Origin of the sequence: Methylibium sp. (assembly GCF_031393925.1) — a bacterium.
In the GTDB taxonomy this organism is placed as follows: Bacteria; Pseudomonadota; Gammaproteobacteria; order Burkholderiales; family Burkholderiaceae_C; genus Methylibium.
This window is the reverse complement of sequence record NZ_JANMWL010000159.1, coordinates 22,542-34,634: the sequence shown is the minus strand read 5'-3', so window position 1 is coordinate 34,634 and position 12,093 is coordinate 22,542. Positions and strand designations below refer to the sequence as shown.

Annotated in this window: 13 protein-coding genes; 9 read left to right on the top strand and 4 right to left on the bottom strand. The window is 68.2% G+C overall.

All coding sequences use genetic code 11. The features are described from left to right. The first annotated feature begins 166 nt into the window (after window positions 1–166). The 5 genes from RMO12_RS09120 (at window position 167) to RMO12_RS09100 (ending at window position 5,928) form a co-directional block, all read left to right on the top strand. Window positions 167–1,684 (top strand): acyl--CoA ligase, encoded by a 1,518-nt coding sequence (locus tag RMO12_RS09120; RefSeq protein ID WP_309639046.1) that lies wholly within the window; start codon window positions 167–169, stop codon window positions 1,682–1,684. Window positions 1,685–1,721: 37 nt separating this feature from the next. Next, window positions 1,722–2,720, top strand: a complete 999-nt coding sequence (locus RMO12_RS09115; protein WP_309639045.1) for a tripartite tricarboxylate transporter substrate-binding protein — start codon at window positions 1,722–1,724, stop codon at window positions 2,718–2,720. Between the two features lie 95 nt (window positions 2,721–2,815). Further along, a complete protein-coding gene (locus RMO12_RS09110) occupies window positions 2,816–3,319 on the top strand; it encodes a tripartite tricarboxylate transporter TctB family protein (protein ID WP_309639044.1) in 504 nt (167 codons plus the stop codon). 8 nt (window positions 3,320–3,327) lie between these two features. After that, window positions 3,328–4,851 carry a tripartite tricarboxylate transporter permease gene (locus RMO12_RS09105; protein WP_309639043.1) on the top strand — a complete coding sequence of 508 codons (1,524 nt, stop codon included), beginning with the start codon at window positions 3,328–3,330 and terminating at the stop codon, window positions 4,849–4,851. A gap of 66 nt (window positions 4,852–4,917) precedes the next feature. Then, window positions 4,918–5,928 carry a 2-dehydropantoate 2-reductase gene (locus RMO12_RS09100; RefSeq protein ID WP_309639042.1) on the top strand — a complete coding sequence of 337 codons (1,011 nt, stop codon included), beginning with the start codon at window positions 4,918–4,920 and terminating at the stop codon, window positions 5,926–5,928. A gap of 43 nt (window positions 5,929–5,971) precedes the next feature. Here the strand turns inward: RMO12_RS09100 and RMO12_RS09095 are convergent, their stop codons facing one another. The 4 genes from RMO12_RS09095 to RMO12_RS09080 all read right to left on the bottom strand — a co-directional run bounded on the left by RMO12_RS09095 (window position 5,972) and on the right by RMO12_RS09080 (window position 8,930). Continuing rightward, on the bottom strand, window positions 5,972–6,343 hold the full coding sequence (locus RMO12_RS09095) for a DUF805 domain-containing protein (protein WP_309639041.1): 372 nt from the start codon (window positions 6,341–6,343) through the stop codon (window positions 5,972–5,974). Window positions 6,344–6,481: 138 nt separating this feature from the next. Beyond that, complete coding sequence (locus tag RMO12_RS09090; protein WP_309625980.1) at window positions 6,482–7,252, bottom strand: fumarylacetoacetate hydrolase family protein; 771 nt, start codon at window positions 7,250–7,252, stop codon at window positions 6,482–6,484. A 60-nt stretch (window positions 7,253–7,312) separates the two neighbouring features. Next, window positions 7,313–8,518, bottom strand: coding sequence for a substrate-binding domain-containing protein (locus RMO12_RS09085; RefSeq protein WP_309639040.1), 1,206 nt, complete (start codon window positions 8,516–8,518; stop codon window positions 7,313–7,315). A 124-nt stretch (window positions 8,519–8,642) separates the two neighbouring features. Next, window positions 8,643–8,930: a hypothetical protein gene (locus RMO12_RS09080; protein ID WP_309639039.1), complete on the bottom strand. Its 288-nt coding sequence runs from the start codon at window positions 8,928–8,930 to the stop codon at window positions 8,643–8,645. A gap of 353 nt (window positions 8,931–9,283) precedes the next feature. On the opposite strand from RMO12_RS09080, the gene RMO12_RS09075 reads away from it, so the two are divergent. The 4 genes from RMO12_RS09075 (at window position 9,284) to RMO12_RS09060 (ending at window position 12,044) form a co-directional block, all read left to right on the top strand. After that, window positions 9,284–10,045 (top strand): ABC transporter permease, encoded by a 762-nt coding sequence (locus RMO12_RS09075; protein ID WP_309625977.1) that lies wholly within the window; start codon window positions 9,284–9,286, stop codon window positions 10,043–10,045. Then, entirely contained in the window at window positions 10,038–10,751 is a 714-nt protein-coding gene (locus RMO12_RS09070) for a phosphate ABC transporter ATP-binding protein (protein ID WP_309625976.1), read from the top strand. The genes RMO12_RS09075 and RMO12_RS09070 overlap by 8 nt, the downstream gene beginning before the upstream one ends. Beyond that, on the top strand, window positions 10,745–10,903 hold the full coding sequence (locus tag RMO12_RS09065; protein WP_309639038.1) for a hypothetical protein: 159 nt from the start codon (window positions 10,745–10,747) through the stop codon (window positions 10,901–10,903). The genes RMO12_RS09070 and RMO12_RS09065 overlap by 7 nt, the downstream gene beginning before the upstream one ends. Window positions 10,904–11,231: 328 nt before the next feature. Continuing rightward, on the top strand, window positions 11,232–12,044 hold the full coding sequence (locus RMO12_RS09060) for a TIGR00266 family protein (protein ID WP_309639037.1): 813 nt from the start codon (window positions 11,232–11,234) through the stop codon (window positions 12,042–12,044). Window positions 12,045–12,093: the final 49 nt, after the last annotated feature.

Genomic DNA, 12,093 nt, shown 5'->3' with positions numbered 1-12,093 from the left:
AGCCGCCACCCCTGATGCGGCAGACTTTCCCGGCAGCAAGGCCTGCCTCTGGCCGACCGGCTCCCGACAAACCCCGGGGCCGCTTCAGGCTAGCCCCCGGTAGTCTCTTGTGATGCCACCGAGCTGCCTTCGAGCAGCGCTCAAAGAACGAATCGAGACGAACCACATGAGCTTCAAGGATCTGCTCGCCGCGGGTGCCGACGGCGCCATCGCGATTGCCGCACCCGGCCGCGCACCGCTCGACTATGCCGCCCTGCGCACGCTGGTCGACAGGACGCTGGCCAGCCTCAATGCGCTGGGTGTCGGGCGCAACGACCGCGTTGCGATCGTGCTGGCCAATGGTCCTGAGATGGCGACCTGCTATCTCGCCTGCGCCGCCGGCACCACCAGCGCACCGCTCAATCCCGGCTACCGCGCCGACGAGTTCGAGTTCTACCTGTCGGACCTGAACGCCAAGGTGCTGATCGTCGAGCAGGCCAGCACGTCACCGGCCATCGAAGTGGCCAGGAAGCTGGGCGTGCGCATCGTCGACCTGGTGGCCGATGCGGGTGCTGCGGCCGGTGACTTTCGGCTGGTCGCGCGCGAAGGGGGCGCGCCGCGCACGGCAACGCTGGGCGGCTACGCAGAGCCGGGCGACGTCGGCATGGTGCTGCACACCTCGGGCACCACCTCGCGGCCCAAGATCGTGCCCCTGTCGGTGGCCAACCTCTGCGCCTCCGCGGCCCACATCCGCGGCACGCTGCAGTTCACCGCGACGGATATCGGCCTGAACATCATGCCGCTGTTCCACATCCACGGGCTCATTGCCGGCGTGCTGGCACCGGTTTCGGCCGGCTCGCAGGTGTTTTGTACGCCGGGCTTCAACGCGCTGAAGTTCTTTGCCTGGATGGACGAGGCCAAGCCCAGCTGGTACACGGCGGTGCCGACCATGCACCAGGCCATCGTGCAGCGCGCCAAGGGCAATGCCGACGTCATTGCGCGCAACCCGCTGCGCTTCCTGCGCTCGTCGTCTTCGTCGATGCCGCCGCAGGTGATCCGCGAGTTGGAAGCGATCTTCAATGCGCCGCTGATCGAGTCCTACGGCATGACCGAGGCCACCCACCAGATGGCCTCGAACCCGCTGCCGCCGCTGTCGCGCAAGCCGGGCTCGGTGGGGCTGGCCGCCGGCCCCGAGGTGGCGATCATGGGCGAGAACGGCACGCTGCTGGCGGCCGGCGAGATCGGCGAGATCGTGATCCGTGGCCCCAACGTGACGGCCGGCTACGAGAACAACCCCCAGGCCAACGAAGAAGGCTTCCTTGCGGGCTGGTTTCGCACCGGCGACCAGGGCAGCCAGGACGCCGACGGCTACCTGAGCCTCACCGGGCGCCTGAAGGAAATCATCAACCGCGGTGGCGAAAAAGTCAGTCCGCGGGAGGTCGATGAAATCCTCATGGATCACCCGGCCGTGGCGCAGACGGTGTGTTTCGGCATGCCGCACCCCAAGCTCGGCGAGGAGGTCGCGGCGGTGGTGGTACTCAAGGAAGGCGCTGTCGCCACCGAGCGTGAGATCCAGGAGTTTGTCGCCAAGCGCGTGGCCGACTACAAGGTGCCCAAGAAGATCCTGTTCATGGACGAGATTCCCAAGGGGGCGACCGGCAAGCTGCAGCGCATTGGCCTGGCGGCCAAGCTAGGCCTGCATTGAAGCCGCACCCACGCGACCCACATTTCAAGGACACACGATGACAGCATTTCGATTCATCCGCGCCGCGAGCGCGGCCTTGCTGGCGGCCACTTGTGCCGCGTCCGCCTTCGCCTGGGAGCCGACCAAGCCGGTCGAACTGGTGGTGCCGGCCGGCACCGGCGGCGGCGCCGACCAGATGGCGCGCTTCATTCAGGGCGTGGTCGCCAAGAACAAGCTGATGGCGCAGCCGCTGGTGGTGGTCAACAAGTCCGGCGGCGCCGGGGCCGAGGGCTTCCTCGACGTGAAGGGCGACCCCGGCAACCCGCACAAGATCGTCATCACGCTGTCCAACCTGTTCACCACGCCGCTGGCCACGGGCGTGCCGTTCAACTGGCGCGACATGACGCCGGTGTCGATGATGGCGCTCGACCAGTTCGTGCTGTGGGTCAACGAGGAGTCGCCGCACAAGACTGCCAAGGCCTTCCTCGACGCAGTGAAGGCGCAGCCGGCCAATACCTTCAAGATGGGCGGCACCGGCTCCAAGCAAGAAGACCAGATCATCACCGTGATGATCGAGAAGGCGGCCGGCAAGAAACTGACCTACATCCCCTTCAAGGGCGGCGGCGACGTGGCGGTGCAGCTGGTGGGCAAGCACATCGACTCGACCGTCAACAACCCGATCGAGGCCGAGTCGCACTGGCGCGCCGGCAAGCTGCGGCCGCTGTGCGTGATGGACAAGGTGAAGATGCCCTACAAGGCCAAGCTCACCGCCACCATGGCCTGGCAGGACGTGCCGACCTGCGCCTCCGCCGGCCTGCCGGTCGACTACACCATGCTGCGCGGCATCTTCATGCCGCCCGGCGTCACGCCCGATCAGCTCAAGTTCTACGTCGACCTGCTCGCCAAGGTGCGGGCGCTGCCGGAGTGGAAGGAATTCATGGAAAAGGGCGCCTTCAACCAGACCAGCATGTCGGGCGCCGAGTTTTCTGATTGGCTGGGCAAGACCGAGCAGCTGCACCGCACGCTGATGAAGGAAGCCGGCTTCATCGTGAACTGAGCAGGCGGGGAGCGCGGCGGTTCGGCGTCCCCCTTGCACCATTCCGGTTTCCGGGTTCGAGCCGCGCGGCTTTAGTTTGCGCAGCAGGAGTTCGCATGAGCGATGACAAACATTCTTCCGCGCCCGTGGGCTCACGCTGGCCCGAGGCAGGCCTGGCGATCTTCCTGGTGGCCTTTGCGCTGCTGGTGATCACCGACAGCCTGCGCGTGGGCATCGGCTGGGCCGACGACGGCCCGCGCTCGGGCTATTTTCCGTTCTACGTGGGCCTGCTGCTGCTGGCGTCCAGCGGCAGCGTGCTGATCCGCACGCTGCTGCGTTGGCGCCGCGCCGACGCGCCCTTTGCCGAGCGCTCCCAACTTGCCAGCGTGATGGCGGTGCTGGTGCCGATGGTGGTGTACGTGGGTGGCGTGCGGCTGCTCGGGATCTACGTCGCCTCGCTGCTGCTGATCGGCTACTTCATGCGCCGCCACGGCCGCTACGGCTGGCCGCTGACCCTGGCGGTGTCGGTGGGTGTGCCGCTGGCGTTCTTCCTGGTGTTCGAGCGCTGGTTCCTGGTGGCACTGCCCAAGGGACCGATCGAGCAACTGCTCGGCTTCTAAAGACTTCCATGGATGAACTGAACAACCTGATGGGCGGCTTTGCCGTCGCCATGACCGGCCCCAACCTGCTGTTCATGCTGGTGGGCATCACGCTGGGCGTGTTGATCGGCGTGCTGCCGGGACTCGGCGGCGCCAACGGCATTGCCATCCTGCTGCCGCTGACCTTCAGCATGAACCCGACCTCGGCGATCATCATGCTGAGCTGCATCTACTGGGGCGCGCTGTTCGGCGGGGCCATCACCTCGATCCTGTTCAATATCCCCGGCGAGCCGTGGTCGGTGGCGACCACCTTCGACGGCTATCCGATGGCGCAGCAGGGCAGGGCGGCGCAGGCGCTCACGGCGGCCTTCACCTCGTCGTTCGTCGGCGCGCTGTTCGCGGTGCTGCTCATCACCTTCCTGGCGCCCCTGCTGGCGCGCTTTGCGCTGAAGTTCGGCCCGGCCGAATTCTTTGCGGTGCAGTTGCTCACCTTCTGCAGCTTCGTGGGCATGAGCAAGGAGCCCCCCGCCAAGACCATTGCCTCGATGATGTTCGGCTTTGCCCTCGCCGCCGTGGGCCTGGACAGCGTGACCGGCACCTTGCGCATGACCTATGGCTTTACCGACCTGCTCAAGGGCTTCAACTTCCTCATCGCGGTGATCGGCCTGTTCGGTATCGGCGAGATCCTGCTGACGATGGAAGAAGGCCTGGCCTTCAAGGGCAAGACCGCCAAGATCAACCCGCGCGTCGTGTTCGAGACCTGGAAGACGCTGCCGCGCTACTGGCTCACCTTCCTGCGCTCCACCGCCATCGGCTGCTGGATGGGCATCACACCGGGCGGCGCCACACCGGCGTCCTTCATGAGCTACGGCGTGGCGCAGCGCATGTCCAAGGACCCGCACTCCTTCGGCAAGGGCCAGATCGAAGGCGTGCTCGCACCGGAAACCGCGGCGCATGCGGCCGGCACGTCCGCCTTGCTGCCGATGCTCACGCTCGGCATTCCCGGCTCGCCGACCGCGGCGGTGCTGCTCGGCGGCCTCTTGATCTGGGGACTGCAACCCGGGCCGATGCTGTTCATTGAACAGAAGGACTTCGTCTGGGGCCTGATCGCCTCGATGGATCTCGGCAACCTGGTCGGCCTGATCGTGGTGCTCACGACGGTGCCGTTCTGGGCCTCGATCCTGCGTATTCCGTTCTCGGTGATTGCACCGATCATCATCGTCATCTGCGCCATCGGCGCCTACACCGTCAACAACTCGATGTTCGACGTGTGGTTGATGCTGGCGTTTGGCGTGCTCGGCTACCTGTTCAAGAAGCTGAAGTACCCGCTCGCGCCGCTGGTGCTGGCGCTGGTGCTGGGCGACATGGCGGAGGCGAGTTTTCGCCAGTCGATGCTGATTTCGCAGGGCAGCCTTGCCATCTTCTGGGCCAACCCGCTGGTGGCCAGCATTGCCGGGATCGCGATCGTTCTGTTGCTGTGGCCGTTGTTGGGCATCCTCAGGGCGCGCATGAAGGCGGGCGAATCGAGCGACGATGGCGGGAGTGCACGGTGAAGGTCGCCATCGTGGGCGCTGGCGAGACATCATGAAGGTCGCCATCGTGGGCGCTGGCGAGGCATCATGAAGGTCGCCATCGTGGGCGCTGGCGCCATAGGCGGCTACCTCGGCACGAGGCTGGCCCTGGCCGGTGAAGAGGTCACCTTCATCGCGCGCAACAAGAACCTCGCGGCCATCAATGCCAACGGCTTTCGGCTGCGGCTCGAAGACGGCAGCGAGCAACACGCGACGAGCGTGCGCGCGGTGCAGGACATGGCCGAGGCCGGCCCGCAAGACGCCGTGCTGCTGACGGTGAAGGCGCACCAGGTCAAGGACCTGCTGCCCGGCCTGCGTGCGCTGTTCGGCCCCGACACCATGGTCGTCACCATGATCAACGGCTTGCCGTGGTGGTACTTTCACAAGCTCGCCGGCCCGTATGAAGGCCGCCAGCTCCAGAGCGTCGACCCGGGCGGTGTGATCGCGGCCCACATCGAGCCCGAACGCGTCATCGGCAGCGTTGTCTACCCGGCGGCCGAGCTGGTCGAGCCCGGTGTCGTGCGCGTGATCGAAGGCAACCGCTTCACGCTCGGCGAGCCCGACGGCACGCGCAGCCCGCGCGTCGAGGCGCTGTCGCAGGCAATGATCCGCGCCGGCTTCAAGAGCCCCGTCGCCAAGGACATCCGCGGCGAAATCTGGATCAAGCTCTGGGGCAACCTCAGCTTCAACCCGATCAGCGCGCTCACGCACGCCACGCTGGAAGACATCTGCCGCTTCCCGGCCGCGCGCGCGCTGGCCACTTCGATGATGACCGAGGCCCGCACCGTGGCCGAAAAGCTCGGCGTGGTGTTCAAGATTTCGCTCGATCAACGCATCGCCGGTGCCCAGGCGGTGGGCGCGCACAAGACCTCGATGTTGCAGGACGTGGAAAGCGGCCGTGCGCTCGAGCTCGAGGCGCTGCTGGGCAGCGTGGTCGAGCTGGCGCGCATCACCGGCACGCCCACGCCGAGCATCGACGCGATCCATGCGGCCACCAGCCTGCTGGCCAAGACCTTCGGCGACGCGCATTCGCGCGTGGTGCTGCAGCCGGTAGGCTAGAGCGACCGTGCGCGGGCGCCGACGCGCCGCGCCGCGTCAGCGATCAAGCGGCTTCAAGCTCGGGGACGGCGCCGTACTCGTTGTCGCCCGGCGTGCCGACCTTCACCGCGAACAGCAGCAAGACAATGCCGCCGATCAGCGGTACGAAGGCGATGAGCAGCCACCAACCACTGCGGCCGATGTCGTGCAGGCGCCGCACACCGACGGCCAGCGAAGGCAGCAGCATCGCGAGTGCGAACACACCGCTCAGCAAGCCGACGCCGCTCTTGGCGCTGAAGGAGCCGGTGATGCCGTCGACGATGGCGAGCAGGACGAAAATCAGGAGGTACATCAGGAAGAAGTACCAATACTCGGAGCGGCGCGCCCGCCCGCTGAAGGTCGCGTATTTCTGGAGCGCTTGCAAAAACCAGTTCATGAAACTCTCCCCCGAGGGTGGTGTTGTCGGCATGTGCCGACCGCAAGGGTAAGCGGCCGCGGCGACGCCCAGGGGTCGCTCGCGATCAGGGGTTTTTGCCAATGCGGCGCGGCGCGGTGTGGCGCTAGGCGTGCGCGCTCACCCGTAGCGATTGGCCAGCACACCAATGCCTTCGATCTCCACTTCGACTTCGCTGCCGGCTTTCATCGGCAGCACGCCGAGCGAAGTGCCGCAGAGGATCAGGTCGCCGGGCTCGAGCGTCATGTCGTGCGAGAGGCGCGACACCAGCTCCGCGGGCGCGAAGATCATGTCGGCCAGCGCGTAGTGCTGTCGCTCGCGCCCGGCCACGCGCGTGCGCAGCGTGGCGCGTGCCGGGTCGAACGCGGTCTCGATCACCGGGCCGAAGGCGGCAAAGCCGTCGAAGCTCTTGGCGCGCGTCCACTGCGGGAACGCCGGGTCGCGGCCCAGCAATTCGATCGCCGTCACGTCGTTGGCGCAGGTGTAGCCGAAGATGTGCGCCGCCGCGGCGTCGGGTGCAATGCAGCGCGCGCGACGGCCGATCACGATCGCCAGCTCGCCTTCGTAGGCCACGCGGCCCAGCGCCTCGGGCAGCGCCGCGATGGCCTGGTCGTGTGCCGCTGCGCTGCTCGGTGCCTTCAAAAAGTAAAGCGGCTCGGTGGGCCGCGCCCAACCGTTCTTGTCGGCCAGCGCATGGAAGTTGTTCCACAGGCCGATGATCTTGCTCGGCGCGCAGGGCGTGAGCCACGCGATCTCGCCCAGGGCGAGCCGCTCGCCGCTCGGCTCGGGCTCATCGAACAGCGTGCCGCCGTGAACGTGGACCGTGCCCGCGTCCGCGTCGAGGGTGCCGAAGCCAGTGCGCGCACCGCTTTGAAATCGAAGCCATTTCATGAGGTCGGGTCCGGGTCGCAAGCAGGCGAGCGGTGAGGGCCGTTGCCGAGGCGGTTGGCCTTAAGCCTGGCGCGCGCTGCGGTACGTCCACCACGGCAGCACCTTGGTGAGGGCGAGCACGGCACCGGGCTCGGCGGCCTGGTAGCCGGGCAAGCCGGCCAGCGTCGCTGCCCAGGCCGGTGAACGCAGCAGTGTCACCAGCCGCTGCACGGCGCTCAGCGCCAGCGCGCTCTTGCGCGTGACGAGGAAATAGCTCTCGCGCGCCAGCGGCACGAAGTCGAGCCCCACGGCGCGTGCCGCGGCCTCGAGCCCGAAGGCCACGTCGGCCGCGCCGCTGGCCACCGCCTGGGCGGCGGCCACATGCGAAGGCTCGACCAGCGCGAAGCTCGCTGGCAGCGCGACGCCCGCCTGCTCTGCCAATTCTTCCAGCAGCACGCGCGTGCCGGTGCCCGGCGGGCGCCCGACCCAGCGCAAGGTGTCGTGCTGCAGGGCCTGCAACGACGCCACGCCGAGGGGGTTGCCGGGCGCCACCATCAGTCCCTGGCTGCGTTGCGCAAACCCGATGAGCTTGTGGTGGCCGGGCTCCAGGCGCGCGCGGTAGGCGCGCGCGCTGACCGAGCCGCGCGCGGCGCCGTCGAGAACGTGAAAGCCGGCCAGCTGGCAGCGGCCGCTGTCGAGCGCGCGCAGTGCGTCCTGGCTGCCGGTGAACTCGAGGTCGAGATGCAGTTGCTCGGCCAGCGCGAGTTCGCGCAGCAGCGGCAGCGCCTGGTCGTGGCTGGCGCTGACCGAGAGCACGTCGATGCGGTCGTCGAAGGCATCGGCAAAGGCGCGCTCGAGTTCCATGCGCAGCGCCTCGATCTGCGGCGCCAGCCGCGCCTGCGCGCGCCGTTCGGCCCACAACAGCTTTTCGCCGAAGGGGGTGAGCACGGCGCGCTGGCCCTTGTTCCAGACCACCAGCGCGTGGCCGAATTGCACCTCCCAGCGTCGCAGCTCGCCCCACACATGGCGGTAGGACAAACCCAGCGCCCCCGCGGTGGCCGAGATCGAGCCGCCGTCGTGCAAGGCGCCGAGCAACTCGAACAGCGGGTGATGCACCGGCCCCTGGCGGCCGTCGCTGCCGAGCGCGTAGGTGAGTTGCACGCGCTGCGCAGCACGCTGCGCAGCGCGTGGGCTCTGAAGGCGGGTGGAATCGTCGTCGTCGGTGGGCATGGGGCGGGCCGGCGCCGCATGTGGCTTGACCGGCCAGTTGCGAAAGGCACGGGCCATGCGGGCGTCGCAGTGTGCCGTACGCGGCGCGCGACTCGGGCGCCTCGAACATCGAGACGGCCCGCGTGCGCAGGTCGTGGCCGGATCGCGCCAGCCCGTGCCGGGCCGGCTGCTACGCGCGGCGCTAACCGGGAAATTGGAAGCTGGTGCGCGTGTTCGACGTCGCCTCCAGATGGCGTCGCAACAGGTTGGAGCCCTCCTGGCCGGTGGGCGTCATGCGCAAACGCCCCGCTTCCCAGGCCAGCCATTCCAGGCCGACCAGCTCTGAGACGAGCGGCACTTCGGCGGCGTCCGAGGCCCTGCGCCGCAGGCCGCAGGCGGCGGTGTCCGCGAGTACCTGGTACATCGCCTGGGCCTTCTGAGCGCCGATGATGGAAGGCTCGTCGTCGGCCTTTCTCTGGTGTTTCTCCATACCGCTCCTCGCGTTGCTGACGGCGTGTGAGCCGCCCGCCGTTGGTGATTGAGTGTCGGCGAGCCTGCGCGCCGTTGGCGCCGGGCTTGCCGCGGGGAACATCGTGCCGCGTTCGGTGCCTGAGCGGGCCGACGGAAGTGAAACCAATACGGCGTGGCGGGAGCTTCCTCGTAGCACTTGGACACGAACAAATCCGGTCACCGCGAAATTTTGACGGCATCGCGCCCGCGTCTCGCCGGGAATTTCGCGCTGTTATGCAGCCGCGTACATATCGCCAGGGCAGGGGTGCATCCCTAGCATCGCGGCTTGCTGCGGCCCGCTCCGGGCCATTCGCGAGGGCAAACCTTTCACCGATGGACCCCTTCATTCAGAGCCTGCACACCGCCTTCGCATTGATCGCAGAGGCCGAGCCGCGCCTGTTGCAGGTGGTCGCGCTGTCGCTCGGTGTGAGCGGCAGCGCCTGCGTGCTGGCCGCAGGGTTCGGGCTGGCCGGCGGTGCGGCGCTCGCGGTGGCGCGCTTCCCGGGGCGGCGCGCGCTACTCGTGCTACTTAACACGCTGCTCGCGCTGCCCTCGGTGGTGGTCGGGCTGGTGGTCTATCTGCTGCTCTCGCGCTCCGGGCCGCTGGGTTCGTGGGGCTTGCTGTTCACGCCCACCGCGATGGTGATTGCGCAGACCGTGCTGGTCATGCCGGTGGTGGCGGCGCTCACGCGCGAGGCGGTCGAGGCGAGCTGGCAGCAGAACGGCGAGCAGCTGCGCTCGCTCGGCGCCGGCCGCTGGAGCGCCGGCGCGCTGCTGTTGTGGGACGAGCGCATGGTCGTGTTGACGGTGCTGCTGGCGGCTTTCGGGCGCGCCGTCTCGGAGGTCGGCGCGGTGATGATCGTGGGCGGCAACATCGACGGCCATACGCGCGTCATGACCACCGCCATCGCGCTGGAGACGAGCAAGGGCGATCTGCCGCTGGCGCTGGCGCTCGGCGCGGTGTTGCTCGGCGTGGTGCTGCTGCTCAATGCGCTCATTGCGCTGGTGCGGGCGTGGGCCGCGCGTGCCCACGGCGAGGCGCCAGGCAGTGCGCCGCAGGCCAGGCCGGGCGCAGCGGGAGCGGCGCATGGCTGAGCCGGCGCTGATCGCGCTTGATCAGGTGGGCCTGCGTTATGGCGCGCATGAAGCGCTGTGTGGCGTGAGCCTGTGCATCGCGCCGGGCGAGCGCGTCGCCTTCGTGGGCGCCAACGGTTCGGGCAAGAGCAGCCTGCTGCGCGTGCTGCACGGCTTGCTGGCGCCGAGCGTCGGCACGCGCAGCCAAGGCGTTGCGGCGCATGGGCGAGCGCTGCGTTTTGCGATGCTGTTCCAGCGGCCCTTCCTGCTGCGCCTTTCCGCCGCCGCCAACGTGCGCCTGGCGCTGTGGTTGGGTGGCGTGCGCGGGGCCGACGCGCAAGCGCGCACGGCCGAGGCGCTGCGCCGCGTGGGACTGCACGGCGAGGCCGCCCGGGCGGCGCAGGCGCTCTCGGGTGGGCAGCAGCAGCGACTGGCGCTGGCGCGCGCCTGGGCGCTGCAGCCCGACGTGCTGCTGCTCGACGAGCCCACCGCGAGCCTCGACCCGAGCGCCAAGCGCGAGGTCGAGGCGCTGCTGGAAGAGTTCAGCGAGCACGGCATGACCTTGCTGATGGCCTCGCACAACCTCGGGCAGGTCAAACGGCTGGCGCGGCGCGTGGTCTATCTCGAGCATGGGCGCGTGCTGGCCGATGCTCCGATCGCGGAGTTTTTTGAAGACGCCGTGGCGCCGGAAGCCCGACTGTTTCTCAAAGGGGAGTTGCCATGGTGAAGATGGGACGGCGCGCGTTGCTCGCGCTCGGCATCGCGTGTTTTGCAGCGCCCGCGTGGGCCGAGCCGCAGGACAAGCGCATCGTCATGGCTTCGACCACGTCGACCGAGCAATCGGGCCTGTTCACGCACCTGCGGCTTGCGGCGGGGTGACGACGGCGCCGAGTGCGTCCAGGCCGAGCGAGCGGCCTGTCCCGAACACCGTGTCCTGCCCATCCTGGTGGGCCGTCACCGCACGCTTGCGGCCCTGGCGCTTGGCCTCGTAGACGGTGCGTGGATCGTGAGGGCCGGTTCGGCGTGCATGCGCGTCAAGGTCAGCGTCGCGCTTTCTTGCTGAATCAAAACCGACGCTCGGCGTTCGCCGAGGCAGGAAGCGGCGTGCGCGATTGTCGCCCCGGCCTTGCCACGCTAGAGAGGGTCGTCGTCCCCTGGCTACCATCGCTTCGATGTAAACGTGCGCTAACGAACTCATGGAGGCGGTATGGCAATGGACATGGTGGATTTCGAGATCAAGGGCGCGGAAATGCAGTTCGTCGAGGTCGAACTCGACCCCGGCGAGGCGGCCATCGGCGAAGCCGGCAGCATGATGTTCATGGACGTGGGCATCGGCATGGACACGGTGTTCGGTGATGGCTCGGCACAGCAGGGCGGCATCTTCGGCAAGCTCATCGGCGCCGGCAAGCGGCTGGTGACGGGCGAGTCGCTGTTCACCACCGTCTACACCAACCAGGTGAACACCAGGCAGCGCGTCGCCTTCGCGGCGCCTTACCCCGGCAAGATCCTGCCGATGGACCTAAGCCAACTCGGCGGCACGCTGATCTGCCAGAAGGACGCGTTCCTGTGCGCCGCGCGCGGCGTGAGCCTGGGCATCGCCTTCCAGCGCAAGCTCTCAGTGGGCTTCTTCGGCGGCGAAGGCTTCATCATGCAAAGGCTCGACGGTGACGGCCTGGCCTTCGTGCATGCCGGCGGCACGGTGTTGCGGCGCGAGTTGCAGGCGGGCGAGCCGCTGCTGGTGGACACCGGCTGCGTGGTCGCCTACACGCGGAGCGTCAACTTCGAGATCCAGTACGTCGGCAAGGTCAAGACCGCGCTGTTCGGCGGCGAAGGCCTGTTCTTCGCCAAGCTCACCGGCCCCGGCACCATCTGGCTGCAAAGCCTGCCGTTCTCGCGCCTGGCTTCGCGTGTGTTTGCCGCTGCGCCGCAGCGGGGTGGCGCGCGCGAGGAAGGGTCGGTGCTGGGCGGTTTCGGGGCGGGCGGGCTGCTGGGGTCGGTGCTGGGAGGCGACGAGGAGTAGCCCGGTTCAACCGTCAAGCGGCCGGTTCCAAAAAAACAAACCCCTCGGC